The 26,811-nt window shown below is 70.5% G+C and carries 29 protein-coding genes and 1 riboswitch; of the genes, 14 read left to right on the forward strand and 15 right to left on the reverse strand.

Features of this window, described 5'->3' with window-relative positions:
* Nucleotides 1-21: 21 nt before the first annotated feature.
* From glyA to AB0C28_RS11345, 4 genes are all read right to left on the reverse strand, one after another.
* Entirely contained in the window at nucleotides 22-1,272 is a 1,251-nt protein-coding gene (gene glyA, locus AB0C28_RS11330) for a serine hydroxymethyltransferase (RefSeq protein WP_357844400.1), read from the reverse strand.
* 25 nt (nucleotides 1,273-1,297) lie between these two features.
* Nucleotides 1,298-1,380: riboswitch (ZMP/ZTP riboswitch) on the reverse strand.
* A gap of 53 nt (nucleotides 1,381-1,433) precedes the next feature.
* The gene (locus AB0C28_RS11335) at nucleotides 1,434-2,366 is read right to left on the reverse strand and encodes a YihY/virulence factor BrkB family protein (protein ID WP_358073779.1); all 933 of its coding nucleotides are present in this window, start codon (nucleotides 2,364-2,366) and stop codon (nucleotides 1,434-1,436) included.
* 109 nt (nucleotides 2,367-2,475) lie between these two features.
* Nucleotides 2,476-2,850 (reverse strand): YccF domain-containing protein, encoded by a 375-nt coding sequence (locus AB0C28_RS11340; protein WP_357844394.1) that lies wholly within the window; start codon nucleotides 2,848-2,850, stop codon nucleotides 2,476-2,478.
* 54 nt (nucleotides 2,851-2,904) lie between these two features.
* Entirely contained in the window at nucleotides 2,905-3,669 is a 765-nt protein-coding gene (locus tag AB0C28_RS11345) for a TIGR03084 family metal-binding protein (protein ID WP_357844391.1), read from the reverse strand.
* An 18-nt stretch (nucleotides 3,670-3,687) separates the two neighbouring features.
* On the opposite strand from AB0C28_RS11345, the gene AB0C28_RS11350 reads away from it, so the two are divergent.
* The 5 genes from AB0C28_RS11350 (at nucleotide 3,688) to AB0C28_RS11370 (ending at nucleotide 7,380) form a co-directional block, all read left to right on the forward strand.
* Nucleotides 3,688-3,813 (forward strand): hypothetical protein, encoded by a 126-nt coding sequence (locus AB0C28_RS11350; RefSeq protein ID WP_326638150.1) that lies wholly within the window; start codon nucleotides 3,688-3,690, stop codon nucleotides 3,811-3,813.
* A gap of 60 nt (nucleotides 3,814-3,873) precedes the next feature.
* Nucleotides 3,874-3,957, forward strand: a complete 84-nt coding sequence (locus tag AB0C28_RS11355) for a putative leader peptide (RefSeq protein WP_311132608.1) — start codon at nucleotides 3,874-3,876, stop codon at nucleotides 3,955-3,957.
* A 111-nt stretch (nucleotides 3,958-4,068) separates the two neighbouring features.
* Entirely contained in the window at nucleotides 4,069-5,757 is a 1,689-nt protein-coding gene (locus AB0C28_RS11360; protein ID WP_357844388.1) for a nitrite/sulfite reductase, read from the forward strand.
* A gap of 136 nt (nucleotides 5,758-5,893) precedes the next feature.
* Complete coding sequence (locus tag AB0C28_RS11365) at nucleotides 5,894-6,622, forward strand: phosphoadenylyl-sulfate reductase (protein WP_358073782.1); 729 nt, start codon at nucleotides 5,894-5,896, stop codon at nucleotides 6,620-6,622.
* A gap of 23 nt (nucleotides 6,623-6,645) precedes the next feature.
* Entirely contained in the window at nucleotides 6,646-7,380 is a 735-nt protein-coding gene (locus AB0C28_RS11370; RefSeq protein WP_357844381.1) for a sirohydrochlorin chelatase, read from the forward strand.
* Between the two features lie 27 nt (nucleotides 7,381-7,407).
* Here AB0C28_RS11370 and AB0C28_RS11375 read toward each other — a convergent pair whose 3' ends face one another.
* The gene (locus tag AB0C28_RS11375) at nucleotides 7,408-8,130 is read right to left on the reverse strand and encodes a DUF1707 domain-containing protein (protein WP_357844378.1); all 723 of its coding nucleotides are present in this window, start codon (nucleotides 8,128-8,130) and stop codon (nucleotides 7,408-7,410) included.
* Between the two features lie 184 nt (nucleotides 8,131-8,314).
* On the opposite strand from AB0C28_RS11375, the gene AB0C28_RS11380 reads away from it, so the two are divergent.
* Entirely contained in the window at nucleotides 8,315-9,664 is a 1,350-nt protein-coding gene (locus AB0C28_RS11380) for an ankyrin repeat domain-containing protein (protein WP_357844375.1), read from the forward strand.
* 103 nt (nucleotides 9,665-9,767) lie between these two features.
* Here AB0C28_RS11380 and AB0C28_RS11385 read toward each other — a convergent pair whose 3' ends face one another.
* The 4 genes from AB0C28_RS11385 to AB0C28_RS11400 form a co-directional block, all read right to left on the reverse strand.
* Nucleotides 9,768-10,343, reverse strand: a complete 576-nt coding sequence (locus AB0C28_RS11385) for an HD domain-containing protein (RefSeq protein WP_346101114.1) — start codon at nucleotides 10,341-10,343, stop codon at nucleotides 9,768-9,770.
* 227 nt (nucleotides 10,344-10,570) lie between these two features.
* The gene (locus AB0C28_RS11390) at nucleotides 10,571-11,461 is read right to left on the reverse strand and encodes a maleylpyruvate isomerase family mycothiol-dependent enzyme (protein WP_358073785.1); all 891 of its coding nucleotides are present in this window, start codon (nucleotides 11,459-11,461) and stop codon (nucleotides 10,571-10,573) included.
* Nucleotides 11,461-11,676: a hypothetical protein gene (locus AB0C28_RS11395; protein ID WP_358073788.1), complete on the reverse strand. Its 216-nt coding sequence runs from the start codon at nucleotides 11,674-11,676 to the stop codon at nucleotides 11,461-11,463. Before AB0C28_RS11395 ends, AB0C28_RS11390 begins: the two co-directional genes overlap by 1 nt.
* Entirely contained in the window at nucleotides 11,676-12,233 is a 558-nt protein-coding gene (locus AB0C28_RS11400; RefSeq protein WP_219911586.1) for a sigma-70 family RNA polymerase sigma factor, read from the reverse strand. Before AB0C28_RS11400 ends, AB0C28_RS11395 begins: the two co-directional genes overlap by 1 nt.
* A gap of 151 nt (nucleotides 12,234-12,384) precedes the next feature.
* On the opposite strand from AB0C28_RS11400, the gene AB0C28_RS11405 reads away from it, so the two are divergent.
* The 5 genes from AB0C28_RS11405 to AB0C28_RS11425 all read left to right on the forward strand — a co-directional run bounded on the left by AB0C28_RS11405 (nucleotide 12,385) and on the right by AB0C28_RS11425 (nucleotide 17,455).
* Complete coding sequence (locus tag AB0C28_RS11405) at nucleotides 12,385-12,810, forward strand: OsmC family protein (RefSeq protein WP_346101117.1); 426 nt, start codon at nucleotides 12,385-12,387, stop codon at nucleotides 12,808-12,810.
* A gap of 110 nt (nucleotides 12,811-12,920) precedes the next feature.
* Nucleotides 12,921-15,047 (forward strand): glycogen debranching protein GlgX, encoded by a 2,127-nt coding sequence (glgX, locus tag AB0C28_RS11410; RefSeq protein WP_357844363.1) that lies wholly within the window; start codon nucleotides 12,921-12,923, stop codon nucleotides 15,045-15,047.
* A 59-nt stretch (nucleotides 15,048-15,106) separates the two neighbouring features.
* Nucleotides 15,107-15,862, forward strand: coding sequence for a pyrimidine reductase family protein (locus tag AB0C28_RS11415; protein WP_358073790.1), 756 nt, complete (start codon nucleotides 15,107-15,109; stop codon nucleotides 15,860-15,862).
* Nucleotides 15,825-17,090 (forward strand): ATP-dependent DNA ligase, encoded by a 1,266-nt coding sequence (locus AB0C28_RS11420; RefSeq protein WP_357844357.1) that lies wholly within the window; start codon nucleotides 15,825-15,827, stop codon nucleotides 17,088-17,090. Before AB0C28_RS11415 ends, AB0C28_RS11420 begins: the two co-directional genes overlap by 38 nt.
* A gap of 26 nt (nucleotides 17,091-17,116) precedes the next feature.
* The gene (locus AB0C28_RS11425) at nucleotides 17,117-17,455 is read left to right on the forward strand and encodes a hypothetical protein (RefSeq protein ID WP_358073793.1); all 339 of its coding nucleotides are present in this window, start codon (nucleotides 17,117-17,119) and stop codon (nucleotides 17,453-17,455) included.
* 118 nt (nucleotides 17,456-17,573) lie between these two features.
* On the opposite strand, the gene AB0C28_RS11430 is transcribed toward AB0C28_RS11425, so the two are convergent.
* The 5 genes from AB0C28_RS11430 to AB0C28_RS11450 form a co-directional block, all read right to left on the reverse strand.
* Nucleotides 17,574-18,755 (reverse strand): hypothetical protein, encoded by a 1,182-nt coding sequence (locus tag AB0C28_RS11430; RefSeq protein ID WP_358073796.1) that lies wholly within the window; start codon nucleotides 18,753-18,755, stop codon nucleotides 17,574-17,576.
* Nucleotides 18,742-19,233 carry a SigE family RNA polymerase sigma factor gene (locus AB0C28_RS11435; RefSeq protein WP_357844349.1) on the reverse strand — a complete coding sequence of 164 codons (492 nt, stop codon included), beginning with the start codon at nucleotides 19,231-19,233 and terminating at the stop codon, nucleotides 18,742-18,744. The genes AB0C28_RS11430 and AB0C28_RS11435 overlap by 14 nt, the downstream gene beginning before the upstream one ends.
* A 126-nt stretch (nucleotides 19,234-19,359) precedes the next feature.
* The gene (gene pgeF, locus AB0C28_RS11440) at nucleotides 19,360-20,070 is read right to left on the reverse strand and encodes a peptidoglycan editing factor PgeF (protein WP_357844346.1); all 711 of its coding nucleotides are present in this window, start codon (nucleotides 20,068-20,070) and stop codon (nucleotides 19,360-19,362) included.
* Between the two features lie 48 nt (nucleotides 20,071-20,118).
* Nucleotides 20,119-20,889 carry an enoyl-CoA hydratase/isomerase family protein gene (locus AB0C28_RS11445; RefSeq protein ID WP_358073799.1) on the reverse strand — a complete coding sequence of 257 codons (771 nt, stop codon included), beginning with the start codon at nucleotides 20,887-20,889 and terminating at the stop codon, nucleotides 20,119-20,121.
* Entirely contained in the window at nucleotides 20,886-22,100 is a 1,215-nt protein-coding gene (locus AB0C28_RS11450) for a CaiB/BaiF CoA-transferase family protein (RefSeq protein WP_357844340.1), read from the reverse strand. Before AB0C28_RS11450 ends, AB0C28_RS11445 begins: the two co-directional genes overlap by 4 nt.
* A gap of 118 nt (nucleotides 22,101-22,218) precedes the next feature.
* Here AB0C28_RS11450 and AB0C28_RS11455 point away from each other — a divergent pair, with 118 nt between their 5' ends.
* The gene (locus AB0C28_RS11455) at nucleotides 22,219-23,151 is read left to right on the forward strand and encodes a U32 family peptidase (RefSeq protein ID WP_357844336.1); all 933 of its coding nucleotides are present in this window, start codon (nucleotides 22,219-22,221) and stop codon (nucleotides 23,149-23,151) included.
* 48 nt (nucleotides 23,152-23,199) lie between these two features.
* Here the strand turns inward: AB0C28_RS11455 and AB0C28_RS11460 are convergent, their stop codons facing one another.
* Nucleotides 23,200-24,273 carry a class I SAM-dependent methyltransferase gene (locus AB0C28_RS11460; protein WP_357844333.1) on the reverse strand — a complete coding sequence of 358 codons (1,074 nt, stop codon included), beginning with the start codon at nucleotides 24,271-24,273 and terminating at the stop codon, nucleotides 23,200-23,202.
* Between the two features lie 129 nt (nucleotides 24,274-24,402).
* Here AB0C28_RS11460 and AB0C28_RS11465 point away from each other — a divergent pair, with 129 nt between their 5' ends.
* Together AB0C28_RS11465 and AB0C28_RS11470 are read left to right on the forward strand one after the other, a co-directional pair.
* Nucleotides 24,403-25,836, forward strand: coding sequence for an aldehyde dehydrogenase family protein (locus AB0C28_RS11465; RefSeq protein ID WP_357844330.1), 1,434 nt, complete (start codon nucleotides 24,403-24,405; stop codon nucleotides 25,834-25,836).
* 19 nt (nucleotides 25,837-25,855) lie between these two features.
* Entirely contained in the window at nucleotides 25,856-26,731 is an 876-nt protein-coding gene (locus AB0C28_RS11470; protein WP_357844327.1) for a tetratricopeptide repeat protein, read from the forward strand.
* Nucleotides 26,732-26,811 lie beyond the last annotated feature (80 nt).

Genomic DNA, 26,811 nt, shown 5'->3' on the forward strand with positions numbered 1-26,811 from the left:
AACCTATAAAGATTGTGGCTTTTAAAGGCCGGGAGCAGGGAACTGCGCAGTGAGCTCGCTCACCTCGTGGTGGACACGGGCAATAACAGACTCAGCATCACCCTTGGCGAGCGCGGTGACGACCTCGTCCATCCAGGCGCCGATCTGGCGCATCTCGGCCTCGCCCATGCCGCGCGACGTCACCGACGGCGTGCCGATGCGGATGCCGGACGGGTCGAACGGCTTGCGCGTGTCGAACGGCACCGTGTTGTAGTTGGTCTCCAGGCCCGCGCGGTCGAGCGCCTGGGCGGCGGGCTTGCCGCCGATGCCCTTGGGCGTGAGGTCGAGCAGGATGAGGTGGTTGTCGGTGCCGCCGGAGACCAGGTCGAACCCGCGCGAGGCGAGCTCGTCTGCCAGGGTCTTGGCGTTGGCGACCACCTGGTGGGCGTAGTCGCGGAACGACGGCTGGGCGGCCTCGTGCAGCGCGACCGCGATGGCGGCGGTGGTGTGGTTGTGCGGGCCGCCCTGGAGGCCGGGGAAGACGGCCTTCCTGAGCGCGGTGGCGTGCTCGTCGCTGGTGGCCATGAGCATGGCGCCGCGCGGGCCGCGCAGCGTCTTGTGCGTGGTCGTGGAGATCACGTCGGCGTGGCCGACCGGCGACGGGTGGGCGCCGCCCGCGACCAGGCCGGCGATGTGGGCGATGTCGGCGGCCAGTACGGCGCCGACCTCGCGGGCGATCGAGGCGAAGCCCTCGAAGTCGATCGTGCGCGGGATGGCGGTGCCGCCGCAGAAGATCAGCTTGGGCCGGTGCTCCAGCGCCAGCTGCCGGACCTCGTCGAGGTCGATGCGGCCGGTGTCCTTGCGCACGCCGTAGCGGACCGGGTTGAACCACTTGCCGGTGGCCGAGACGGACCAGCCGTGGGTGAGGTGGCCGCCGAACGGCAGGCCCATGCCCATGACGGTGTCGCCGGGCTCCAGGAAGGCCATGTAGACGGCGAGGTTGGCGGGCGAGCCGGAGTAGGGCTGCACGTTGGCGTGGTTGACGCCGAACAGGGCCTTGGCCCGCTCGATGGCCACGGTCTCGATCTGGTCGATGACCTGCTGGCCCTCGTAGTAACGCTTGCCCGCGTAGCCCTCGGAGTATTTGTTGGTCAGCACGGTGCCGGTGGCCTCGAGCACGGCCTTCGACACGTAGTTCTCGGACGCGATCAGCTTGACGGTGTCGGACTGACGACGCTCTTCCGCCTTGATGAGCTCGGCGATCTGCGGGTCGACGCTAGCGAGAGAACTCATGACTCTCCTGTCATCGTTGACGAATTGCGAAGACCCAGGCGCACGGCCTCCGCTCCTTTCGCTCCCCGGTGGTCGATCCCACCCAATGCGCCAGTCGCGTCACGCCTAGACGATAGCGGATGCGGGCAGGCGCTCATCGCCTCGTGATCAGGAGCGGCGCCCTATTTGGCGCGGCCCACGCCGGGCCAGAGCCGGTCGACCTCCGCGTTCAATATCGCCCCGATGAGCACGGCCAGCGCGGTGATGTAGAGCCACAGCAGCAGTGCGATCGGCGCCGCCAGCGACCCGTACACCGAGACGGGCGAGAACCAGGCGGCCAGCACCGCGCGCAGCACCGCCGCGCACAGGATCCACAGGAACAGCGCCAGGATGGCCCCGGGCAGCTCGCGGTACCACTTGGTGCGCACCGGCACGCTCACGTGGTAGAGCACGGTGAGGAAGAGCACCGAGCCGATGATGACGACCGGCCAGTAGAGCAGGTCGATGAGGATGCCGTAGTCGGCAGGCAGGGCGTCCTTGATCAGGGTCGGGCCGACGACGAGGATCGGCATGACGATGATCCCGATGATCAGCCCGATGACGTAGAGGCCGAAGGACATCAGCCGGGTGCGGATGATGCCGCGCTCCTCCCCCAGCCCGTAGGCGACGGAGATGAGGTCGACGTAGACGTAGAGCGCCCTGGAGCCGGACCAGAGCGACAGCAGGAAGCCCAGCGAGATGATCGACACCTTGCCGGCGTCGTCGCTCAGCACGTCGGTGATGAGCGGGTTGATCACCTTGTTGAGCGCGTCGTCGGTGAACAGCAGCCCGGCCTGCTCGATCACCCAGGTCTTCACCTGAGTGACGACCGTGGGGCCCAGCCAGGTGCCGAGCTTGCCCAGCACGCCGATCAGGCCCAGCACGAACGGCGGCAGCGACAGCAGCGCGAAGAACGCGGCCTCACCGGCCAGGCCGGTCACCCGGTAGGTGACGCCGGCGTTGGTGGACGCGCGCACGATCGCCCACGACTTGGTGTCGAGCACCCAGTTGAGCCGCGCGCGGGCATGGGAGACCAGGCCGCGCTTGGGCCGGGCAGGCGCATCGGTGGACGTCATGGCACCCAACGGTTATTCGCAGTGACTCTTCGGCACAGCTTACGTCCCCCGCGCCACCTCTAGCGGCCCAGTCGCCGTCAGTCGTGGCCAGACGGCGGTCAGTCGGTGGTCAGTCGTTGTCGACGATGCGCGCGCCCAGGGGAAGGAGGGAGACGGGGATGAGCTTGAGGTTGGCCACGCCCATGGGGATGCCGATGATGGAGATGAACAGCGGGATCGAGGTCACCACGTGCCCGATGGCCAGCCAGATGCCGGCCACCACGCACCAGATGACGTTGCCGAGCAGGGAGAAGACGCCCGCGTCCGGGTCGCGCACGACCGTCCGGCCGAACGGCCACAGCGCGTACGCCGCGATCCTGAACGAGGCGATCCCGAAGGGGATCGTCACGATCAGGATGCAGCAGATGACGCCGGCCAGCGCGTAGCCCAGGGCCAGCCAGACGCCCGCGAACACCAGCCAGATGACGTTGAGGATTGTGCGCATGCTCACAGCATGTCACCGATCATGAGGCCGGCGTCATCCGGCGGAACCCTGGCCTCACCCCGACTTGGGCGCCCGTCCCTTCCCAGGGCCGCCGGCGAACGCCTGGGCGATCTCCATCCAGGCCCGCGCGGGGCCGGGGGTGGTCTCCAGGCCGGTGTCCGACAGGTGGATGCGCTGGGTCACGACCAGGCAGAAGTCGAGGATCGTCCCACGGACGACGTCGGCGGCCTCCTCCGGCCCCGCCGTCCACGTGCCGCCGCCTGGCAGGCTCAGCTCCACCCGTACGGGCTCCTCGGGGACGGGCAGTGCGCGCACGGCGAAACTGTAGGGCCGGGCCCTGAAGCCGATCGTCGCCACGTGCCTCAGCCGCTCCGTCGGCTCCCTGACCACGCCGAGCGCGTCGGCGACGTCCTGGCCGTGCGCCCACGTCTCCATGAGCCGCGCGGTCGCGAACGAGGCCGCCGACATCCGCTGCCCGAACCACGGGAGCCGGTCACGGGCGTCGAGCGTGGCGAACACCTCAAGGGCGCGGGCACGGGAAGCGCCGAACCAGGCGTGCAACTCGCCCGGCGGCATCCCCCGCGTCGCCTCGGCGACGTCGTCCACGGAGCCGAACCGGCCGAGCAGCGCGTCGTAGCCGGCTGAGTCGGTGGCGGCGAGCACGGCCGCGTCGTCGAACCAGGCGAGGTGGCTCACCTGGTCACGGATCGCCCACCCCTCGGCGGGGGTGGGCCGCTCCCAGTCGTCGTCCCGCAGGGGCTGGAGCAGTTCTTCGAAGGAGGCGGTCTCGGCACGCAGGTCGCCGAGCAATTCGGCCATGAGGTCCATAATGCAAGCGTGATCTGCGAGAGCTGCAAGGACAAGCGTCACGAGGACTGCCGCGGCGGCTCATGGTGCGACTGCCAGCACAAGACGGAGGAGCAGCCCCAGGAGTCGGATCTGGACTGGCCACGCCAGGGGTGAACCATCCCACACTCTGGACCCCGTCTTGGACATCCCGGACAGCCGGAGTAATCTCGAACCATGCCAGCGGACCCCATGCTCGTCGGTCGACGCCACGTCGATCTTCAGCGTGTCCGCAGTGCCATCTGTTGCGACGCCCGCTAACTCACTTGTTTCTCTACCGCTGAGCGCGTCGCATTCTTCCTCTCCAGCCCTGCCCTCGATGATGAGGCCAGGTGGGAACACCGCGCGCGCCCATGAATCGAAGGACGCGCAATGAGCACCCCTGCCAGCCGCACTCCTGCCAGCCGGCACCACAAACGCCCGCGCGGCGAAGGCCAGTGGGCCCTCGGCTACCGCGAGCCGCTCAACAAGAACGAAGAGAACAAGAAGAACGACGACGGCCTCAACGTCCGCCAACGGATCATCGACATCTACTCCAAGCGGGGCTTCGACTCGATCGACCCGGCCGACCTGCGCGGGCGCATGCGCTGGTACGGCCTCTACACGCAGCGCAGGCCCGGCATCGACGGCGGCAAGACCGCCATCCTGGAGCCCGAGGAGCTCGACGACCGCTACTTCATGCTGCGCGTGCGCATCGACGGCGGCCAGCTCGACCTGGCCCAGCTCCGTGCGATCGCCGACATCTCCAACGAGTACGCCCGCGGCACCGCCGACATCACCGACCGCCAGAACATCCAGCTGCACTGGATCGAGATCGAGTCGGTGCCCGACATCTGGGAGCGGCTGGAGGCCGTCGGCCTGTCCACCACCGAGGCGTGCGGCGACACCCCGCGCGTGATCATGGGCTGCCCGCTCGCCGGGATCGACACCGACGAGGTGATCGACGCCTCAGACCAGATCACGGAGATCTACGACCGGGTCGTCGGCAACCCGGCCTACTCCAACCTGCCGCGCAAGTTCAAGACGGCGCTGAGCGGCTGCCCGGCGCACTGCACGGTGCACGAGATCAACGACATCGCGTTCGTCGGCGTGGTCAACGAGCAGGGTGAGGCCGGCTTCGACCTGTGGGTCGGCGGCGGGCTGTCCACCAACCCGATGCTGGCCAAGCGGCTCGGCGTGTTCGTCAGCCCCGACAAGGCCGCCGACGTCCACGAGGGCGTCGTCGGGATCTTCCGCGACTACGGCTACCGGCGGCTGCGCCACCGGGCCCGGATCAAGTTCCTGGTCAACGACTGGGGGCCGGAGAAGTTCCGCGAGGTCCTGGAGACCGAATACCTCAAGGAGCGGCTGCCCGACGGGCCCGCGCCCGAGCTGCCCCGCGGCAACCGGCGCGACCACGTGGGCGTCTTCCCGCAGAAGGACGGCAACTTCTACGTCGGCTTCGCGCCCAAGGTGGGCCGGGTCGACGGCGACACCCTGCACCGGATCGCCGACATCGCCGAACGGCACGGCTCCGACCGGGTCCGCACCACGGTCGAGCAGAAGATGGTCGTCCTCGACATCGCGCCCGACCGGGTCGACTCCGTCGTGGCCGAGCTGGAGGCGGCCGACCTCCAGGTCAACCCGTCCACCTTCCGCCGCCAGACGATGGCCTGCACCGGCATCGAATACTGCAAGCTCGCCATCGTCGAGACCAAGGCCACCGCCATGGACCTGATCGACGAGCTGGAGCGGCGCCTGCCCGACTTCCAGGAGCCGCTGACCATCAACGTCAACGGCTGCCCCAACTCCTGCGCCCGCATCCAGGTGGCCGACATCGGCCTGAAGGGCCAGCTCGTCGTGGACGAGAACGGCGACCAGGTCGAGGGCTACCAGATCCACCTCGGCGGCTCGCTCGGCACCAACGCCGGGTTCGGCAGGAAGGTGCGCGGCCTCAAGACCACCGCCAAGGCGCTGCCCGACTACGTGTCGCGCGTCGTGTCCAACTACGACAGCCAGAAGAAGGAAGGCGAATCGTTCGCCGACTGGGTCCAGCGAGCAGACGAGGCCGACCTGAAATGACCACACGAGCGGTCCCCTTCCACTGCCCCTACTGCGGCGACGAGGACCTCGAGCCCTACCAGGGCGACGGCGGCTGGTACTGCCGCGCCTGCGCTCGTGCCTTCAAGCTGAAATTCCTGGGAATCGGAGTGAAGATATGACGCTGGCCGACATCGAGATCGGGTTGAGAGAGCAGCGCGACGCGCTCGACCTTCAGGACATCGTCGAGTCCGCCGCGCTGTTCCTGGAGGGCGCCCCCGCCCGCGAGATCATCCGCTGGGCGGCGGCCACGTTCGGCGACCGGCTGTGCCTGACCTCCTCGATGAGCGACACCCTCCTCATCGACCTGGTGAGCAGGGTCAAACCCGGCGTGGACGTGTTGTTCATCGACACCGGCTACCACTTCGCCGAGACGATCGGCACGCGGGACGCCGTGCGGCAGGTCTATGACGTCAACGTGATCGACATCAAGCCGTCGCGGACGGTCGAGGAGCAGGACCGCGACCTCGGCCCCCGCCTGTTCGGCCGCAACCCCGACCTGTGCTGCTACCTGCGCAAGGTCGAGCCGCTCAACCGGGCGCTCGAGCCGTACCTGGCGTGGATCTCCGGCATCCGCCGCGACGAGGCGACCAGCAGGACCGGCACCAAGGTCGTGGAGTGGGACGCCAAGCGGCAGATGGTGAAGGTCAACCCGATCGCGGCCTGGACACAGGAGGACGTCGACAACTACATCGCCGACAACGGGGTGCTGATCAACCCGTTGCACTATGACAACTACCCTTCGATCGGCTGCGCCCCGTGCACGCGGCAGGTCGCCGAGGGTGAGGATCCGCGCAGCGGACGCTGGGCGGGCCTGGGGAAGGTCGAATGCGGCATTCACCTGTGATCCCCAGTGGGGGACCCGTCCCGTTGGCAGGCGGGACGGCCCCCGGCGGCGTGCCACTGGTGGCGGTGGCCCACGGGTCGCGAGACCCGCGCGCCGCCGCCACCGTGGCCGCCTTGCTCGGCCAGGTGCCGCTGGACGTCAGGGTGGCCTATCTCGACCACAGCGCTCCCACGCTCGGCCAGGCGCTGCGCGGCCTGGAGCGGGCCGTGGTGCTGCCGCTGCTGCTCACCGAGGCCTATCACAGCCGGGTGGACCTGCCGGCCGCGCTCAACGAGGTGCGCGCCCGCGAGCCGCGCCTGCTCGTCCACTACGGCCGCACGCTCGGGCCGCATCCGGCGCTGCGCTCGGCGCTCGAACGGCGGCTGACCGAGGCGGGCGTGACCGTGGGCGACCCTGAGACGGCCGTGGTGCTGGTCTCGGCGGGTTCCAGTGACGCCAGGGCGAACGGGGTCGTCGCCGCGCTGGCGCGGGGCTGGCGGCGTTCCGGCTGGTGGACCGTCACGGCCGCGTACGCCTCCGCCGCCCGTCCCTCCCCCGCCGAGGCCGTGGCCGCGCTGCGGCGGGCGGGAGCGCCGAGAGTGGTCGTGGCCCCCTACCTGCTGGCTCCCGGCTACTTCGCCGACAAGGTGCGGCGCGAGACGCTGGAGGCGGGCGCCGAGGTGGTGGCCGACGTGCTCGGGCCCGCGCCCGAGCTGGTGGACGTGCTGCTGGAACGGTACGAGGCGGCCCAGCGGCAACCGGTGCCCCTGGCGGGCTGACCCGCGGGCCGATCGCGGCTTTCCGGCTCAGTAGCCTCGGCCCAGGTCGCGGTGGGCGTCGCGGATCTGCCTGTTCAGCTCGCGGGTGTCGGCGCGCAGCTGGCGGCCCAGCTCGCGCCAGTCCTCGCCGTGCAGCCGCCGCCAGTGCTCGCGCCAGGCGGTGAGGCGGCGCTGGAGCGGCTGGGCGTACGAGTCGCCGACCACCTTGACGTCACCCATGATCGCGTACGCCTGCACCCGCACCACCGGCACGTTCATGCCCGGAGGCGCCTGGTCCACCTTGACCTTCTTGTCGCCCATGATCGCCATGCCGTCGAGGTCCACGTTCACCCCGTCGGGGACGATGATCTTGACGTCGCCCATCACGGAGACCGCCAGGATCTCCACCCGGTCGGTGCGCACCTCGGCCTCGCGCAGGTCGAGCACGACGTCGCCCATCACCGCGACGGCCCCGAGCTCCTGATCGATGCGCCACGTGCCGCGCCGCTTGGAGTCGCCCATGACGCCGACGAACCACCGCCGCTTCCTGCCCTCCTGGGGCACGGCGGGAGCGGGGGCGGGCGTGCCGGCCGCGGGCAGGTCCTGGGTGAGCAGAGCCAGCTCGGCGTGGGTGGTGGCGGTGTAGGCCGCCTCCGTCCTGTCCGTCAGCTCGACGAGTGAGAGCCGGCCCTCGACCGAGGCGACACGGAGCTGCTCGACGACGGCCTCGCGCTCGGCGTCCGACGCGCGGAGCTCACCAGGATCAGTCATACTCGCAACATATCGCGTTTCGAGCGCCTTGAAGCTCCTACTTTGGTAGGAATCACGACACCCTGCGAACGATGCAGGTTCGGCATCGTCATTGAACCCCGGCGGGGGCCGGGTGCGTACCACGCCATGACACGGGGCCCTGGCTTGGTCCGGGGCGCGGCCGGACCAGGCTAGGGTCCCTGTCATGCATGAGGAACAGCTCTACCGCGCGGCGATGAACGGCGAGATCGAGACCGTCGGCAAGCTGCTCGCCTCCGGCGCCGATCCCAACACGCCCAGCGAGGGCGAGGAGGGCGGGCTGCCGCTGTGCGCGGCCGCCGCCAGGGACCGCACAGAGGTGGCCAGGGCGCTGCTCGACGCCGGCGCCCAGGTCGACGGCCGGGAGGACGGCGGCTGGACGGCGCTGCTCTGGGCCGCCACCAACGGACAGGCCGCGGTCGCCCGGATGCTGATCGAGGCGGGCGCCGACGTGGATGTCACCAACGACGACGGCGACACCCCGCTCGCGCTGGCCGCCAGGCGAGGCGCGCTGGGCGTGGTGCAGGTGCTGCTGGAGGCCGGGGCCGACCACGAGAAGTACGACGGCGAAGGCGACTCCCCGCTGGAGATCGCCAGTGCCTGGGTGGGCGTGCACCTGGAGAGCGCGCTGATGGACCAGTTCGAGCAGGACGACTGGGAATACGTCGTGGCCCGCCAGTACGCCAAGGACGGCACCGAGCTGATCACCGTGGCCGGACGCTCGGCCGACGGCTCCGAGAGCGACCAGGTGCAGGCCCAGCGCGGCCACGCGGCCGTCGCGACGCTCCTGGAGGACGCGGCGGGCGTCTACACCCCGATCGAGCGGCTCGTGGCGCGGGCCCTGGCCCACCGCGACATCGACGAGGACGCCGAGACCTGGTGGATCGTGGCCGACACGCTGAACAAGCGGGGCGACGAGGAGACGTACGACGCGCTGACCCGGCTGTGCCTGAGCGAGGACGCGAGGGAGCGGGAGTTCGGGGTCGACGCCATCTCCCAGTTCGGGTTCACCGAGGACGGGGAGAAGCCGTACCTCGACCGGACCCTGCCGCTGCTGCAGAAGATGGTCACCACGGAGAGCAACCCGCAGGTGCTGCGCTCGGTGCTGGCGGGGCTGGGGCACCAGGGCGATCCGCGGGCGCTGCCGTACGTGCTCGACGTCATCGGGCGGCCCGGTCACAAGCGCACGATGACCGACCCGATCGCGCTGGCCGACGTGCTGCCGCCGGACGACGAGGAGGGGCTGGCGCTGCTCATCTCGATGACCGAGGACGACGACTCCGAGATCCGCGACTGGGCCACCGCCGGGGTCGCCGGGCTGGCCGCCGACACGCCCGGGATCAGGGAGGCGCTGGCGGCCCGGCTGAGCGACACCGACCTGCGCACGGTGGCCGAGGCGACCCGCGGGCTGGCCCTGCGCGGCGACGAACGGGCCGCGCAGGGGGTCGAGCGGGTGCTGGCGGAGAGCGACGACGAGTATGCCAGGGAGCTCGTCACCCGCCCCGCCGGCGAATAAGGCCGGTAGAGGCCCGTACGGCCCGTCAGCGAGCCCCGGCGCCTGGTCTCCCGGACGGACCGCCGGCGAGCCCGCGGCGCCGCCCGCCGGGCCGTCGCGGCTGTCAGTCGCCGTTGAGCACGCGGACCACCCAGTCGAGGGTCCCCGTGCTCAACGCCTCCTCGGCCAGCCGCTTGCCCGTCGTGGTCGTGAGCGCGGCCAGGGAGCTGTCGATCCAGCCCTGCACGTTCTGGTGCCCCTGCTCGCGGTATTCGACGGCCTGGATGAGGCACTCCAGCTTGTCGGCGTCGCGCGCGCAGACGGCCTCCAGGCTGGCCTTCTCCTCGTACTCGCCGACCGCGTCGCCGACCATGTCGGCCACCTCCGCCGGCACGCCCCGCATCTGGTCCGCGGTGACGTCCTCGTTGGAGGGCGGCTTGAGGTAGCGCTTGCCGATGTACGGGATGTCGGTGATGCGGGTTTCCTGCGTGTCGTGGAACAGGCTCATGAACGCGGCCCGCTCCGGGTCGGCCCCTTCCAGCCTGGCGATCACACTGGCGATGACGGCGGCGCGGAAGGAGTGCTCGGCGATGCTCTCGGGGTCGCGTACGCCCGCCACCAGCCAACCGGTCCGCTTGTAGCGCTTGAGCAGCCCGAACTCGTACAGCAGGCCCGCAAGACCTGTCACTTCGTCCGCCACGAGGACCCCCCTCTCGTCATGAGCCGAGCCTAGACGACGACCTCCGCGATCACCGGCCACCACCCCGGCCGTCGCTCCGGTCGTTCTGCTGAAATGACGGGCGCGCCGGCGATTCCCGCTATGAACCCCCAACAAGCGGTCAAATCTCCGCCGTTCACCAGGGAGCAGCGATATTCGGAAATCACGCTTTTGCGGGATATGCGGTAAATGACGCGGCAAAAGCTCTTTCAAGGGCCGGAAAGGGCGGGGGCCGAGAGGAGGATGTCCCTGGCCAGAGAGAGGTCTCCCTCCAGTTCCGCGGGAAAGTCCCCCGGGTCTCCCCTGCCACCGAGCAGGAAGCAGAACGTCACCACGTCCGCCGTGATGCGCACGTCCGGCTCGCCCGGCTCGGTGTCGGCGACGCCCAGGGCGACCCGCCACTCACCGCCGCCCGCACCCGTCAGCGTCACGTGCGCCGTGCGGCCGGTGCCGTCCATGCCCGACATGAACATCGTGAGGGGCAGCAGGCGGGCGCACAGGTCGGCCTGGAGATGGATGTGGCCGGCGACGGGGTCGGGCAGCCGGATCTCGGCCATCTGGGCCGCGTCGGCCGTGTGGATCCACGTCTCCAGGCTCCTGGCCAGGATGTGGTCGCTCGCCACCACCTCAAGGCCGTCCAGCGTGGTCAGGGTGGTGGGCGGCAGCTCGGCCAGGTGGCGGCAGAGGGCGTCGGCCTGGGCGCGCCAGTCCCTCCTGGTCTGTTCGGGGCTGCGGGCACGTTCGTAGGCTTGGAGGTCGTTCGTCCGGCTCGTCGAGTCGGGCGCGCCGATCGGCGGGCCCAGCACGGGAGCTCCGACGGAGGCGGCCAGCAGGCTGTCCTTGGCGGCCAGGTGGGCGACGAGCTCCTGCAGCGTCCAGCCCTCGACGATGACGCGCGACCAGTTGTCCTCCGCGGCCGAGGCCAGCAGGGCGTCCATGGCGGCCACGCGGCCGGCGTACGGCTCGGCCCAGGCGGCGGTGGGGGCCGCGGGCCTGCGCCGGGCCCTGGCCCCGGACAGGAGCTGGGGTCGCAACGAGTGGGCCGGCACCGCCGGGTCCTCCATCATCGCGTCCAGATAGAGACGCTCGACGGGGTCCATCACACCTCTTCCTGCGCGTGCGTGGACGCTGGGCACGTGTGCGGCGGCCCCGCGTCCGTAAGACTGCTTCCCGCGTGCGCGAACACCGGCCGCGCGTACGGCGATCCCGCCTGCGGCGATCCCGTCTGCGCCGGGCGCGCGTGCGGCGATCCCGCGTCCGGCGTGCCGTTCGCGGGCGCGAACGCCCGCCCGGCGTGCGGCGGCGCGGTGTTCATCACACTTCCTCCTCGGCGAGCGCGTCCGCCAGGCGCCGCAGCGCCAGCCGGATGCGCGATTTGGCCGTGCCCTCCGGCACGCCCAGTTCCTCTCCGACCTGCCGGTAGGTCCTGCCGCCGAAGTACGCCAGCTCGACCGCTTCCCGCAGGCCGTCGGGTAACGACGTGACCGCCTGCCGGACCCGTTCCGCCTCGTCGGCGGCGAGCACGGTGTCCTCCAGCCGCACGGGCTCGCGTTCGAACAATCTCGGGCCGAGCGCCGAGACCCTCCTGCGCTCCTCGGCGCGTACGTGATCGACCGCGCGCCGGTGGGCGATCGTGGCCAGCCAGGCACGCAGCGTGCCCCGTTCCGGGTCGTAGGCCAAAGGCCGCTCCCAGAAGACGAGGAACACCTCCTGCGTGATGTCCTCGGCGATCACCCGGTCCCTGGTGACCCGCAGGGAGAGACCGAAGATCAGCGAGGAGAGCCGATCGTAGACCTCACCCAGAGCGGACTCATCGCCGCCGACCACTCGCTGATGCAGCAGGCGGTCGTCGTACGGTGCCTCCACTGGCACCACACTCCCGTTTAATCCGGACCAAGGCGGCGGGTGCGCCGCGACCCGAGCATGTCATTATTCGCGGCAAATGTAGAGCCGGATGACGGTCGGCGTGCCTGTTTCGCCGCGCGATAAGGTCGGAAGTCCATACAGGAGGGAGCACAACGCCATGGCCACCACACGCACCGCTACCACACAGTGGAAAGGCGCCTTGCTCGACGGTTCGGGCACCGTGTCGCTCGACACGTCGGGAGTCGGCACGTTCGAGGTTTCCTGGCCGTCCAGGGCCGAGGCGGCCAACGGCAAGACCTCGCCCGAGGAGCTGATCGCCGCCGCCCACTCGTCCTGCTTCTCGATGGCGCTGTCCCACGGGCTGGCCGGGGCCGGCACGCCGCCGGAGTCGCTGCGCACGAGCGCCGACGTCACGTTCCAGCCGGGTGAGGGCATCACGGGCATCGTGCTCACCGTGCAGGGTCACGTGCCCGGCCTCACGGCCGAGCAGTTCCAGGAGGCCGCCGAGACGGCCAAGGCGAACTGCCCGGTGAGCAAGGCGCTGACGGGCACGACGATCACGCTCAAGGCCGAGCTGCTCTAGCCTCCCGCCCGCCACGGAGCCCCTCCCGACGTGGGGTTCCGTGGCTCGCGAGCGAAGCGATCGAGCCATAACAAGACCAAGACCGCTTCAGCGTGCGACAATTGGGCCACATGCGTGAGGTCTGGCCGGGCGAGCCCTATCCACTCGGCGGCACCTGGGATGGCGTTGGCACCAGTTTCTCGGTGTTCTCCGAGGTCGCCGAGCGGGTCGAGTTGTGCCTTTTCCACGATGACGGCTCCGAGGAGCGCGTCGAACTGCCCGAGGTCGACGGGTTCGTCTGGCATGGCTACCTGCCGGGTATCCAGCCGGGTCAGCGCTACGGCTATCGCGTCCACGGGCCCAACGAGCCGTCCCACGGCCACCGGTGCAACCCGGCCAAGCTGCTGCTCGACCCCTACGCCAAGGCCATCGACGGTGAGCTGACCTGGAACCAGGCGCTGTTCCCCTACTACTTCACCGATCCGACCAGGCGCAACACCGAGGACAGCGCGCCCTACATGCCGAAGAACGTGGTGATCAATCCGTTCTTCGAGTGGGGCAACGACCGGCTGCCGCGCATCCCGTACCACGAGACCGTGATCTACGAGGCCCACGTGCGCGGGCTCACCATGCGCCACCCCGACGTGCCGCCCGACCTGCGCGGCACGTACGCCGGCATCGGGCATCCCGCGATCATCGAGCACCTGCTGTCGATCGGGGTGACGGCGGTCGAGCTGATGCCGGTGCACCACTACGTTCCCGAGCACTTCCTGGTCGCGCGCGGGCTGACGAACTACTGGGGCTACAACACCATGGCCTACCTGGCGCCCCACGGCCGCTACTCCAGCGCGGGGACGCGGGGGCAGCAGGTGCTGGAGTTCAAGGCCATGGTGCGGGCGCTGCACGAGGCGGGCATCGAGGTCATCCTCGACGTGGTCTACAACCACACGGCCGAGGGCGACCACATGGGGCCCACGCTGGGCTTCAGGGGCATCGACAACGCCGCCTACTACCGGCTGCACGACGGCGACCGGCGCTACTACCTCGACTACACCGGCTGCGGCAACTCGCTCAACGTGCGCTCGCCGCACGCGCTGCAGCTCATCATGGACTCCCTGCGTTACTGGGTGCTGGAGATGCACGTCGACGGGTTCCGCTTCGACCTGGCCTCGGCGCTGGCCAGGGAGCTGCACGACGTCGACCGGCTGAGCGCGTTCTTCGACCTGATCCAGCAGGATCCGGTGATCTCGCAGGTCAAGCTGATCGCCGAGCCGTGGGACGTCGGTCCAGGCGGCTACCAGGTCGGGAACTTTCCGCCCCTGTGGACGGAGTGGAACGGCAAATATCGCGACATCGTACGAGATTTCTGGCGGGGCACCCACTCGGCCCTGCCCGAGTTCGCCTCCCGCCTGACCGGCTCCGCCGACCTGTACGAGTCCTCCGGCCGCCGCCCCGTCGCCTCGATCAACTTCGTCACCTGCCACGACGGCTTCACCCTCGCCGACCTGGTCTCCTACGACCACAAGCACAACGAGGACAACGGCGAGGACAACCGCGACGGCACCAACGACAACCGCTCCTGGAACTGCGGCGCGGAGGGCCCGGTCGAGGACCCGGAGATCGTCACGCTGCGCCGCCGCCAGCGCCGCAACTTCCTGGCCACGCTGTTCCTGTCGCAGGGCGTGCCCATGCTGTCCCACGGCGACGAGATCGGCCGCACCCAGCGCGGCAACAACAACGCCTACTGCCAGGACAACGAGCTGGCCTGGGTCGACTGGTCGATGGTGCGGCCCGAGTCCGATCTGCTCGACTTCGTCCGCGCGCTGTCGAAGCTGCGCCGCGAGCATCCCGTCTTCCAGCGCCGCCGCTTCTTCCACGGCCGCCACCCCGACAACGGCAAGCGGGACCTGGTCTGGCTCACGCCCGGCGGGCGCGAGATGACGGCGGGCGACTGGCACATCAGCTACGCCAAGTCGCTGATGGTCTATCTGAACGGCGAGGCGATCACCGAGCCGGGGCCGCGCGGCGAGCGGATCGTCGACGACTCCTTCCTGCTGCTGATCAACGCCCACCACGAGAACATGCCGTTCACGCTGCCCGGCGAGGAGTTCGGCACGGCGTGGCTGCCGGTGCTCGACACCAACCACGACACGGTCGAGGACGCGTTCCTCGACGAGCGCTGGCTGCCCAACGCCGTGGTGGCCGTCACGGCCCGCTCGCTCCAGGTGCTGCGCCAGCCCAGACAGCCCAACCCCTGACCAGAGGCCCCGCGCTCCCCTCGGGGTTGATTGTCGGTGCGGTGTGCCAAGGTAGAGGAGTGCGGCGCATCTATCCCGACATACAGGACAACCCGGACATCGTGCAGGCGTACGCCTATCCCGAGGGCCGTCCGTGGCTGCGGCTCAACATGGTGTCCAGCGCCGACGGCGCGGCCTGGCTCGACGGGCGCTCCGGCGGGCTGTCCAGCAAGGGTGACAAGCGCATCTTCCAGACCCTGCGCGGCCTGGCCGACGTCATCGTCGCGGGGGCCGCGACCGTCCGCAAGGAGAAGTACGGCCCGGTGCCGCCGCGCGAGTGGTGGGCGGAGATCAGGCGGGGCCGGCCCGAGGTGCCGCCGATCGCTGTGATCACCCGCAGCCTCGATCTCGACCTCGACGGCGAGCTGTTCACCAGCGCGCCCAGCAGGACCATCGTGATCACCTGCGAGGCCGCCCCGCACGAGCGGCGCAAGACGGCGGCCGAGCGGTCCGACCTGATCGTGGCCGGCGAGCAGGGCGTCGACCTGCGGCGGGCGGTGGCCGCGCTGCACCACCGGGGCCTGACCAGGGTGCTGTGCGAGGGCGGCCCCCGGATCAACGCCCAGCTCTCGGCCGACGGCCTGGTCGACGAGCTGTGCCTGACGATCAGCCCGCTGCTGGTCGGGGGCGGCGCGGCCCGCATCCAGAACGGCGAGCCGGCCCAGACGGCACTTGAACTCAGTCAGGTGCTGGAAGAGGAGGGGGTCCTCTTCTGCAAGTACACGAGGGAGCAGAGCCATGACCGACCGGACGCCGAGCCCGACTCCGGAGCCTGACCTGGACGCGACCACGCCGCCGGAGGCCGATGCGGACGCGACCGCACCTGCGGCGGCGCCGTCACCGAAGGCTCAGGCGGCCGAGAAGGCCGCACCGGAGCCTGAAGCCGAGCCGGAGCCGGTGCCCAATCTGCCGGTGCGGCCGCCGGTGGCGCCGATGCTGGCCAAGCCGGTCAAGGCCATGCCCAAGCAGGACGGCACGCTGTTCTACGAGCCGAAGTGGGACGGCTTCCGCTGCATCGTCTTCCGCGACGGCGACGAGGTCTACCTGGGCAGCCGCAACGAGCGTCCGTTCACGCGCTACTTCCCCGAGCTGGTCGAGGCGGTGCGGGCCGAGCTGCCCGACAAGGTCGTCGTGGACGGCGAGATCGTGCTGCCCATGGGCTCCCAGCTCGACTTCGACGCGCTGCAGCAGCGCATCCACCCGGCCAAGTCGCGGGTGACCATGCTGTCGGAGCGCACACCCGCCCAGTTCGTCGCCTTCGACCTGCTGGCGGTGGGCGACGAGTCGCTGCTTGAGGCGCCGTTCGCGGAGCGGCGGGCCCGGCTGGAGCAGCTCTTCCCCGAGGACAAGAGCGGGTCCGTCCGGCTCACACCGGTCACGACCAACGAGGAGCAGGCGGGCGAGTGGTTCGAGATGTTCGAGGGGGCCGGGCTCGACGGCATCATCGTCAAGCCGGGTGACCAGCCGTACGTGCCCGACAAGCGCACGATGTTCAAGGTCAAGCACGAACGCACCGCCGACGTCGTGATCTGCGGCTACCGGGAGCACAAGTCGGGTCCGATCGTGGGCTCGCTGCTGCTCGGCCTCTACGGCGACGACGGGCGGCTGCATCACGTGGGCGTGGCGGCCTCGTTCCCGATGAAGCGCAGGGCCGAGCTGGTCGAGGAGATCAGGCCGTACCTCGCCGAGCTGAGCGAGCATCCCTGGGGCCACTGGGCCGAGCAGGCGACGGCCAACGCCGGCCAGCCGGCCGCCGGGCCCGCGACGGGCGGGCAGCGGGTGCCCGGGGCGGTGTCGCGGTGGAACGCCAAGAAGGACCTGTCGTTCATCCCGCTGCGGCCCGAGCTGGTGATCGAGGTGGCCTACGACCAGATGGAGGGCGACCGGTTCCGGCACACCGCGCAGTTCCGACGGTGGCGGCCCGACCGTACGCCCGAATCATGCACGTATGAGCAGTTGGAGCGTCCAGTCAGTTACAACCTCGATGACATCCTTGCCCGATAGCCGATAATCCCGTTATATCTCGACATATGACTACTGGGGATGAACTACGAGCCGCCGTGTCCGCGCGTCGCGACCTCGGGCCGGAGTTCGAGGACGCGGTCGTGGAGTCGTTCCTCGACCGGATGGGCACCGAGATCGACCGGCGGGTGGACGAACGCGTGGCCCAGCTCACCCCGGAGGCCGGCAAGGCGGCCCGCTCGGGACCGACGGAGGCGCAGCGACTGGCCCTGGCCATCGTCTCGATGGCCCTGGGCACGATCATGACCCTGGTCCTGATCTTCGCGGACCGGGCCAACGGGCTCTTCTGGATCTGGCTCGGGATCGTCATAGTGAACGGGATCTACAACTCCGGCAAGAAGAGCTGACCCGACACGTGTGACCCGGCAGCCGGCCGGGTGCTCGGCAGGCCCGCACTGCCGAGCCGTCCCTCGCGCGTGATCGGGTGCTCGGCAGGCCCGCACCCCTCGCGCGTGATGAGAGCTCTCAGCTGAGAGCCTTGAGGTTGACCACCCAGATGACATCGCCCGCGCTTCTCGCCAGGAGCCGCCGGCCGGTGCCGGAGGGCGGGACTTCGTGCGAGCCCGGCGGCTCGAAGCCGGCGCTCGCTCCCGTGGTGAGGTCGAACAGCCGCCGCCCGTCGTCCAGGACGGCGAACCGGTTCAGGGCCGGGGGCTCCGTACTGGCGCCGGGCAGCGGCACCGTCCGTGAGCCGTCCGTCCGCCGGGCGAACGGCTTGCCCGCCCTGTCTTCGCGGATGCACCAGTCGGACGAGCACAGGTGCAGCGGAGCATGCAGGCACGCGGACGACGCGCACAGATCTGCCGCCAGTCGCCGTTTCTCTCCCGTCACGACATTGAGCAACTCGGCCGGTTCCTGACCGAGGACGGCAGGCTCGGTCGCGAGCATCACCCACGGCAGGTCCAGCGCGAGGGCGTTCTCGGCGCCGGGTATCGGCTGGGGCGGGCCGCCGGTGAGTGCCGTTCGACGGGCGCCGGCCCCGTCGAGCATGATCAGGTCGTCGCCGATGAGGTCGAAGGGGCCCCCGAGCGTCGGCGGTAGCTTGCGCGGCGTGCCCCCGGGCAGCGGCACCGTCCAGTACTCGGGGAGACCGAGCTTCCTGAGTGCTGAATCCGCCTGCTCCAGCGCTCTGTCGACGGGATCGGCCGGCCTGCTCTTCCGCTCGGCGTCGCCCTGCTGGACGTTGACCTTCCAGACGACGTGCCGTTCGTTGGCTCGTACGTCGCGGATGTCGACCGGGGCGGGCAGTCGCACCACGGGAGTGATCTCGCCGGTGGACGCGTCATACCTGTCGAAGCCGCGTTCGGTGACCAGCAACAACCGGTGAGCGTCTATCGCCTCGATTCCCTCGTACGTGTGGCCGTCCAGGGAACGGGCCGGAACCTTCACGGTCGCCCGGGTGACGCGTTCGGCCAGGTTCGACGCGGTGGGGCCGGGTGTCGCCGCCGGCAGGGATGTCAGCGAAGCCGGCCTGACCACGGCGGTGACGACGCCCACGACGACGGCGACGGCGCACGCGGCCAGGGCCGCTCCGGCGCGGCGGCGCCTGCGGCGGCGGCGCAGGGCGTCGATTCCGGCGAGCAGATCCTCGGGCGGCCCGCACTTGGCCGCCGCGTTCAGCGTTTTCGTCAGCTCATCCTCGAACATCGATGTCCCCTGCGTGTTCGCGGTTCCAACCGGTCTTGAGCTTGTCGAGCGCCCGTGCGGCCTGGCTGCGCACCGTGCCCCTGGACACCCCCAGCGCATCGGCGATCTCCTCGTCGGAGAGGTCGCAGTAGTAGCGCAGGACGATGACCGCGCGCTGGCGCGGGGGTAATCGCGTCACCAGGCGCCACAGCCCCGGTTCGCCGTCGAAGCGGGCGATGTCGGCGTCGGCGATGCCCTCTTCGGGAACTCTGCCGACCAGACGTTCCCGCTTGATCCGGCGCCAGGCGCTGATGTGCAGCCGCGCCATGGTGATGCGGACGAATCCTTCGGGGTCCTGCTTCTTGCGCACCCTCGACCAGGAGCCGCTGAGTTTCAGCAGCGCCTCCTGGGCCAGGTCGGCGGCATCGTGCGGGTTGCCGGTGAGCACGAGCCCGTAGCGCAGCAAGGCGGGCCCGCGGATCTGTACGAACTCCGTCATACTCCCCGGCTGCTCCACATCCGTCACCTTTCATCTCTTTCCCGCCCAGGACGCGAGGCGAGACCCTGGCTGTTGCACATTCCAGGGAACGAGATGCATCTGTGATGCCGGGCTACCTGGCCGAGCTCAGGCGTCCAGCCAGATGAGGCCGGCGAAGCGGCCGCCTGGGCGTTCGCGGCGGTGGGAGTAGAGCTCCTCCGACTCGATCGTGCAGCGTGCGTCGTGGCGTACGTCGGGGACGCCCGCCGCCCGGAGCTGGGACTCGATGCCGGCCCGCAGGTCGAGTGCGGGAGTCTCCCAGGAGGTGGTGGACCAGGTGGCGGGCACCTTCGCGGCGACCTGTTCGCGCAGGTCGGCGGGCACCTCGTAGCAGCGGCCGCACGCGCCGGGGCCGATCATGGCGGCCATCCTGCCGGGCTCCGCGCCCTTGGCGGCCATCGCCTCCACCAGGGCCGTGGCGATGCCCGCCTCGGTGCCGGGGCGGCCGGAGTGGGCGGCGCCGATCATGCCCGCCACGGGGTCGGCCACCAGGACGGCGGGGCAGTCGGCCCCGAGTGAGGCCAGCGCCAGGCGGGGCTCGGTGGTGAACACGCCGTCGAGCATGGGCGGGTCGTCGCCGAACGGCTCGCTGACGTACGCCACGTCGGCGCTGTGGACCTGGCGCATGAACACGATGGCGCGCACGCCCAGCTCGGCCGCCACGCCCTCGCGGTTGGCCCGCACGGCGGCCGGGTCGTCGCCGACCATGCCGCCGAGGTTGCGCGTGCCGTAGGGCGGGGCGCTGACCCCTCCGTTGCGGTCGGTGATGGCGACGTGGACACCGGGGGCGAGCTGCATGCCTCCGATCTTAGGCCGAGGATGAGGTCCGGTCCGGCGCCACCCGGATCAGTGGCCCTCCCAAGTCATCTGCTGCTTGGTGAGGAAGGCGGGGACGGCTCTGTGGAAGTCGTCGCTGCCGAAGACCGTGGCCACGATGTCGTCCCCGTCCGGCACATTCGCCACCCGCAGCCGCCTGACCGCCTCCTTGGCCGCCCACATCGACAGCGGCGCGTGCGAGAGCAGCCGCTCCTCCGTCTCCGTCTGCCGGTCTGCGAGCTCCTCAGGCTGGCAGACCTCGCCCACGAAGCCGGCCGCGTGGGCCTCCTCGGCGGTGAACATGCGGGCCCGCATCAGCATGTCCAGGGTTCTGGCGGGGCCGAGATGGTGGACGAGCAGCGAGTACGTGTTCATGGACAGGCAGTTGCCGAGCGTCCTCGCGATGGGAACGCCGAACCTCGATCCCGGCACGGACAGGCGCAGATCACAGGCGGCGGCCACGATGAGGCCCGCGCCCACGCAGTAGCCCTGGACGACGGCCAGGGTGGGCACCTTGACGCTTTCGAGGCGGCCGATGATGCGCTCGACCTTGCGCTCGTAGGCGACGCCGTCCTCCCCGTCGGTGAAGGCGGTGAACTGGGCGATGTCCGTTCCGGCGACGAACGCCCGCCCGCCGGCCCCCGAGATCGTGAGCAGCTTGATGCCGGGGTCGGCGTCGGCGCGTTCGCAGGCGTCGTAGAGGCCGTCCCACATGGCCCAGGTCAGCGCGTTGTGCTGGGCGGGGCGGTTGAACACCACCCGCAGCACGGGCCCGTCGGTGGTGACGATCAGTTCGCTCACACGATCTCCTTCGGGGTGGCGGATTGGGCCGCCGCGCCTTCGGCGAGCAGCCGGTCGATCTCCCTCTCGGTCAGGCCGCACTCGCGCAGCACCTCGACGGTGTCCGCGCCGAGCGGCGGCCCGGCGGTCCCGCGCCTGGTGGGCGTGCCGGAGAAGCGCATGGCCGAGCCGAGCTGGCGTACGGGGCCCATCTCGGGATGCTCGGCATCCCAGAAGAAGCGCCGCCGGGTGAGGTGATCGTCGGTGAACACCTGCGCGTAGTCGGCGATGGGCGCGCAGGGCACGCCGGAGGCTTCGAGCACGGCGACGACGTCGGCCGTGGTGCGCCGCGTGGTGACCTGTTCGATGGCGGGGATGAGCTCGTGGCGCAGGCCGTGCCGGTCGTGGGCGTCGGCGTAGCGTTCGTCGGCGAGCAGGTGGGGCAGGCCGAGCGCGGTGCACAGGCCGTGCCAGGTCTTGGGGGTGACCGCGCCGACCGTGCACCAGCCGTCCGCGGTCCTGATGGCCTGGTACGGCGCCGTGCTCTGGTGCGCCGAGCCGAGCGGCCGGCCGGTCTCGCCGGTGGCGAAATACCTGCCCGCCTCCCAGATGGCGAGTGACACGGCCGACTCCAGCAGCGACACGTCCACGTGCTGGCCCCGGCCGGTCAGGGCGCGGGCGTGCAGGGCGGAGACGGCGCCGAGGGCTGCGTAAAGGCCGCAGGCGAGGTCCGCGACGGGCACGCCGACCTTGACCGGGTCGCCACCTGGCATGCCGGTGACGCTCATGAGGCCGCCGCGGGCCTGAGCCATGATGTCCAGCCCCGGCAGATCGGCCAGGGGGCCGTCCTGGCCCCAGCCGGAGGCGGAGACGTACACGAGGCCGGGGTTGAGCTCGCTGAGGTCGGCGTAGCCGAATCCGAGCTTGCGCATGGCGCCGGGGCGCAGGTTCTCGACCAGCACGTCCGCCTCCCGGATCAGGCGGAGGAAGGCGGCGGCGCCGGACTCCGCCTTGAGGTCGAGGGCGAGCGATCGTTTGTTCCTGTTGAGCCGGGCGAAGGGGGAGCTGTGGCCGGCCGTGAACGGGCCGATGGCGCGTACCTGGTCACCGCCGTGGGGATGCTCGACCTTGATGACGGTGGCGCCCAGGTCGGCGAGTTGCATCGTCGCGAAGGGGGCGGCCATGAACACGCCCACCTCGACGACTCGGACACCGGAGAGCGGACTGGTCATGGGGTATGAAACCTCACTTCAGCCGGGTCTGATCTATTGTCTCCATAAGACCGGCAAAAGGGACAGAGATCCACCCGCTCGGCCGCGCCGAAGTGATCCATGACGAGGAGGCTTCCCGATGACCAGCCTGGCCGAGCTCCACGCGCTGATGGAGCGCCTGGGGCACCCGGTGGTGCCCGCGCAGAAACCCGCCGCTCCCGTGACGTCGCGCTTCCCGGACGGGGCTTCGTACCGGTTCGAGATCCCCAGCGTCGAGGGGCCCGAGGTGCTGGAGGCGGTGGTCGCCGAGGCCGACCGGCTCGGCGTGCCGGTCGCGAGAACCTCGCAGGGCAGCGGCGTGATGATGCTGACGGACGATGAGATCGGGCGGATGGCCAGGCTCGGCGCCGAGCGGAGCATCGAGGTCAACCTGTTCCTCGGGCCGAGAGCCGCCTGGGACACCGGCGGCCAGGCCAAGCTCACCCAGGCCGTGGGCGCGGCGGCGCGCGGGAACGCGATGGTCGCCGCCTGCCTGGCCGACGCGCTGCGGGCTTGCTCGCTGGGCATCCGCAGCCTGCTCGTGGGCGATCTCGGCACCCTGGACGTGCTGCGGGAGCTCAAGGCGGACGGGACGCTGCCGCCGAACCTGGTGCTGAAGACGTCCGTGCTGATGCCGCTCACGAACGGGCCGACCGCCGCCGTCTACGAGCGGCTCGGCGCGACCACGGTCAACGTGGGCACCGACCTCACCGTGCCGCACCTGGCCGAGATCCGCGCGGCGACCGGGCTGCCGATCGATCTCTACCTGGAGGTGCCGGATGATCAGGGTGGGTTCGTCCGGTTCTACGAGGCGGTGGAGATCGTCCGGGCCGCCGCTCCCGTCTACCTGAAGATGGGCCTGCGCAACGCGCCCAACATCTACCCCTCCGGCGGCCATCTGGGTGTGGTGCCGAAGGAGCTGGGCCGCGAGCGGGTCCGGCGGGCGGCGCTGGTGCAGCGGCTGATCGAGCAGCTCGATCCCGAGCTGGCCAAGCCGTCCCAGACCTCCGACCTCGGCGTACCGGAGCCGTAGCCCGGCCCGGCTCGACCGCAGCCCGGCCCGGCTCGACCGCGGCCCGGCTCAGTCGTGCAGGCGGTGGACCGTGAGCGGGCCGCCGCCCCAGCGGCCGATCGCCTCCTCGTCGGCGAAGGCCAGCACCCGCATCATGTTGCCGCCGTCGCTCGCCTCCACACTGCGCCGCAGCCGGGCGGCGTGGGCGGGCGACAGTTTGGTGGTGCCGGCCTCGACCGTGTCGCCGTAGTGGTGGGCGAAGGCGGCACCGGCGAACCCGGTGCGGGCCAGCAGCGTGCGCACGGTCTGCGGGGAGTAGAACATCAGGTGGTTCTTGGTGAAGCCGCTCCACTTCGACCCGTACGCCTTGAGCAGCAGCGAGCGGGCGTTCACGGTCAAAATGAGCAGCACCCCGCCGGGCGCCAGCAGGCTCCTGAACCGCTGGAAGTCCTCAAGCGGCCGGGGCAGGTGCGCGAGCACCGACCACAGCGTGATCACGTCGAACCCGCCGGCGGCGATCTCCGGCACGTCCTGCGGCGCGCCGAAGTAGGTACGGGCCCGGCTCAGCCGCTCGTTGGCCTGGGCCACCGACTCGGGCGACAGGTCCACGCCGTAGGCGTCGAAGCCGCGCTGCTCGGCCAGTTCGAGGAAGAGGCCGACACCCGAGCCGAAGTCGAGCAGCCGCCGCTCCTTGCCCTCGTCGAACACGGGCGACATCGCCTTCATGGTCAGGTCGTAGCGGCGCTGCCGGTTGGCGGCGTACTTGCCGGTCAGGAAGGTGCTGTAGCCGGTGGAGTACAGGTCGCCGAGGCGTTCGGGCCTGACGTTGGGGTTGCGGTAGAGGAAGCCGCAGGCGGGGCAGCGGACGACGTGGTAGCGCCAGCCCTTGCCGCCGGTCGGCTCGAAGAGCGGCTGCTGGCGGGACTCCCCGCACATCATGCAGTCGAGGAACTCCTCGATCTCGCCCAGCGGGCGCAGCCGTTCGTAGGCGGCGCGCGACATGATCGGCGCGCGGCCGGTCAGCCGGCGCCACTGCGCCTCGCGGATGAGCCGCTCTCCCGGCCGCACGTAGACCCGCTGCGCCCAGGGGACGCGGTCGTAACGGGAGCCGTAGGCCAGTTTGGCCAGGAATCTGTTGGTCATCGCCACCACCCTTCGTGCGGTTGTGCCCGGGCCGTCCCTGTCTAAGCGTCCGCGTTCGGGCGCTTTACGTGATCTTTTGTGATTCCTCCGCTCTGGCTCCGCGAATCGAGCAAGCATATGCTTGGTCGCGTGCCTGACTACCGCAACCTGATCGGCGGCGAGCTGGTCCCCGCCGCACGCCAGATGGACACCGTCAACCCCGCCACCGGCGAGCCATGGGCCCGTATCCCCGCCAGCGGCGCCGCCGAGGCCGAGGCGGCCGTCGCCGCGGCCACCCGCGCCTTCCCCGCCTGGTCGGCGCTGCCCGCGGCGGCCAGGGCGCACGTCCTGCGCAAGGTGTCGGAGCTGTTCGGCCGGCACGCCCAGGAGCTGGCCGAGCTGGAGACGCGCGACAACGGCAGGATCCTGCGCGACACGCTGAAGCGGGACCTGCCGGGGATGGCATACCTGTGGCAACTGGCCGCCGGGCAGTGCCTCGACGCGGTCAAGGGCGACACAGTCGTGCTCGGGCCGGACGCACTCGGGCTGACGCGGCGCGAGCCGTACGGGGTGGCGGTCTGCATCATCCCGTGGAACTCCCCCATCTCGACCTTCTCGGCCAAGGCCGCGTACGCGCTGGCCGCCGGGAACACGGTGATCGTCAAGCCGGCCGAGCAGGCGAGCGCGTCGGTGCTGCGGCTGGGCGAGCTGCTGGCCGACGTCTTCCCGCCCGGCGTGCTCAACATCGTCAGCGGCCTGGGCGAGGAGGTCGGCGACGCCCTCGTACGCCACCGCGGCGTGGGCAAGGTCAGCCTCACCGGCTCGACCGAGACCGGCCGGGCCATCACCAGGGCCTCGGCCGACGCGCTGAAGCCGCTGACGTTCGAGCTGGGCGGCAAGTCACCCAACATCGTCTTCCCCGACGCCGACCTGGACGCCGCCACCCAGGGCGTCACCGTGAACTCCGTCTACACGGGCAACGCGGGACAGGTGTGCGTGGCGGGCTCACGCATCCTCATCCACCGCTCGATCTGGTCGGAGATGCTCGGCCGGATCGAGCGCGCCTGCGCGGACCTGGTCCTGGGCGACCCGCTGGACCTGGCGACGACGATGGGGCCGATCGTGTCGGCCGGGCAGTACGAGCGGGTGACGTCGTACCTGGAGCTGGCCGAGAAGGAGGGCGCGCGGCTCGTCTTCGGCGGGCGGAGCGGCGCCGAGGTGGTGCCTGAGCTGCCCGGCGGCTACTGGGTGGCGCCCACGCTCTACACGAGCGAGGACAACGCGCTGCGGGTCTGCCAGGAGGAGATCTTCGGGCCGGTGGCGGTGGCGCTGCCGTTCTCGACCGACGAGGAGGCGCTGGCGATCGCGAACGACTCACCGTACGGGCTGGCGGCCGGCGTGTGGACCCGCGACCTGGGCCGGGCCCACCGCTTCGTCCGCGATCTGCGCAGCGGCACGGTGTGGGTGAACACCTTCCGCCAGATGCCTCCGGGGCTGCCGTTCGGCGGGGTCAAGGACAGCGGGTACGGCCACGATTCGGTGCTGGAGTACACCCGGGAAAAGGCAGCCATTATCCAGATCTAGTCGGATACATTTACCCCTCATGAGCGAGGGGATCAAGGACACGTCAGGGCTGTCTGAAGCGGCCGCACAGTCCCGGGCATCGGTGCTGCGCAGCCGGGCCGAATCGTACATCGCCCTGTCACGGCACGACGCCGCGATCGCGGATCTGACCGAGTCGATCGCGCTGGTGCCGGACAACGCCAGGGCCTGGCGGCTGCGCGGGGAGAGCCATCGCGTGATCGAACGGTACGAAACCGCGCTCGACGACTTCGACGAGGCACTGAAACTGGAGCCGGACAGCGCGTACGCCCTGGGCTCGCGCGGCCAGACCTACGCCGCCATGGGCCGCCTGGAGGAGGCGATGGCCGACTTCGAGCACGCGCTCACGCTGTCGCCCGACTCCCTGTGGATCCTGGAGGCGAAGGCCGACGCCCTGGTGGACCTGGACCGGCTGGACGAGGCCCTGGCCGAGCACGGCAAGATCATCGCGTTGAACGAGGAGCTGGCGTACTCGTGGGTCGCCCGCGGCGACCTCTACCAGCGGATGAACCTCTACGCGGAGGCGATCGACGACTACACCAAGGCCCTGGAGGCCGACCCCGACTACGTGCGGGCGCTGAGCCGCAGGGGCGAGGCGCTGCGCATGGCCGACCGCTACGAGGAGGCGCTGAAAGACCTCAACCGGGCGCTGGAGCTCGACCCCGGCAACGACCGGGCGCTCGGGAGCCGGGGCGCGGTGCTGAGCGAGCTGGGCGACAACGAGGCGGCGCTGAAGGACCTCGACGCCGCGATCGAGCTGGATCCCGACTACATCTGGGCCTACCGGGTGCGGGGCGAGATCTTCCAGGAGCTGGACCGGCACGAGGAGGCGGTGGCCGACTTCACCCGGGCGCTGCACCTCGAAACCGACGACTGACGCGCGTCACGCGGCGCCCCCGTACCCGCCTTTTACGTGGGGCAGCCCCGTACCCGCCGGTCACAGGAGGTGGTCCCGTA

Origin of the sequence: Nonomuraea sp. NPDC048892 (assembly GCF_040649735.1) — a bacterium.
GTDB classification, from domain to species: domain Bacteria; phylum Actinomycetota; class Actinomycetes; order Streptosporangiales; family Streptosporangiaceae; genus Nonomuraea; species Nonomuraea maheshkhaliensis.

Excerpts from the sequence above, each read along its gene's own strand:
- pgeF (WP_357844346.1), bottom strand. The coding sequence starts at position 20,070 with ATGCAGCTCGCCCCCGGTGTCCACGTCGCCATCACCGACCGCAACGGA.
- AB0C28_RS11470 (WP_357844327.1), top strand. The coding sequence starts at position 25,856 with ATGAGCGAGGGGATCAAGGACACGTCAGGGCTGTCTGAAGCGGCCGCA.
- AB0C28_RS11345 (WP_357844391.1), bottom strand. The coding sequence starts at position 3,669 with ATGGCCGAATTGCTCGGCGACCTGCGTGCCGAGACCGCCTCCTTCGAA.
- AB0C28_RS11420 (WP_357844357.1), top strand. The coding sequence starts at position 15,825 with ATGACCGACCGGACGCCGAGCCCGACTCCGGAGCCTGACCTGGACGCG.
- AB0C28_RS11395 (WP_358073788.1), bottom strand. The coding sequence starts at position 11,676 with ATGAACACCGCGCCGCCGCACGCCGGGCGGGCGTTCGCGCCCGCGAAC.
- AB0C28_RS11335 (WP_358073779.1), bottom strand. The coding sequence starts at position 2,366 with ATGACGTCCACCGATGCGCCTGCCCGGCCCAAGCGCGGCCTGGTCTCC.
- AB0C28_RS11425 (WP_358073793.1), top strand. The coding sequence starts at position 17,117 with ATGACTACTGGGGATGAACTACGAGCCGCCGTGTCCGCGCGTCGCGAC.
- AB0C28_RS11360 (WP_357844388.1), top strand. The coding sequence starts at position 4,069 with ATGAGCACCCCTGCCAGCCGCACTCCTGCCAGCCGGCACCACAAACGC.
- AB0C28_RS11355 (WP_311132608.1), top strand. The coding sequence starts at position 3,874 with ATGCCAGCGGACCCCATGCTCGTCGGTCGACGCCACGTCGATCTTCAG.
- AB0C28_RS11405 (WP_346101117.1), top strand. The coding sequence starts at position 12,385 with ATGGCCACCACACGCACCGCTACCACACAGTGGAAAGGCGCCTTGCTC.
- AB0C28_RS11390 (WP_358073785.1), bottom strand. The coding sequence starts at position 11,461 with ATGGACCCCGTCGAGCGTCTCTATCTGGACGCGATGATGGAGGACCCG.
- AB0C28_RS11375 (WP_357844378.1), bottom strand. The coding sequence starts at position 8,130 with ATGACTGATCCTGGTGAGCTCCGCGCGTCGGACGCCGAGCGCGAGGCC.
- AB0C28_RS11450 (WP_357844340.1), bottom strand. The coding sequence starts at position 22,100 with ATGACCAGTCCGCTCTCCGGTGTCCGAGTCGTCGAGGTGGGCGTGTTC.
- AB0C28_RS11435 (WP_357844349.1), bottom strand. The coding sequence starts at position 19,233 with ATGACGGAGTTCGTACAGATCCGCGGGCCCGCCTTGCTGCGCTACGGG.
- AB0C28_RS11365 (WP_358073782.1), top strand. The coding sequence starts at position 5,894 with ATGACGCTGGCCGACATCGAGATCGGGTTGAGAGAGCAGCGCGACGCG.
- AB0C28_RS11460 (WP_357844333.1), bottom strand. The coding sequence starts at position 24,273 with ATGACCAACAGATTCCTGGCCAAACTGGCCTACGGCTCCCGTTACGAC.
- glyA (WP_357844400.1), bottom strand. The coding sequence starts at position 1,272 with ATGAGTTCTCTCGCTAGCGTCGACCCGCAGATCGCCGAGCTCATCAAG.
- AB0C28_RS11340 (WP_357844394.1), bottom strand. The coding sequence starts at position 2,850 with ATGCGCACAATCCTCAACGTCATCTGGCTGGTGTTCGCGGGCGTCTGG.
- glgX (WP_357844363.1), top strand. The coding sequence starts at position 12,921 with ATGCGTGAGGTCTGGCCGGGCGAGCCCTATCCACTCGGCGGCACCTGG.
- AB0C28_RS11455 (WP_357844336.1), top strand. The coding sequence starts at position 22,219 with ATGACCAGCCTGGCCGAGCTCCACGCGCTGATGGAGCGCCTGGGGCAC.
- AB0C28_RS11430 (WP_358073796.1), bottom strand. The coding sequence starts at position 18,755 with ATGTTCGAGGATGAGCTGACGAAAACGCTGAACGCGGCGGCCAAGTGC.
- AB0C28_RS11380 (WP_357844375.1), top strand. The coding sequence starts at position 8,315 with ATGCATGAGGAACAGCTCTACCGCGCGGCGATGAACGGCGAGATCGAG.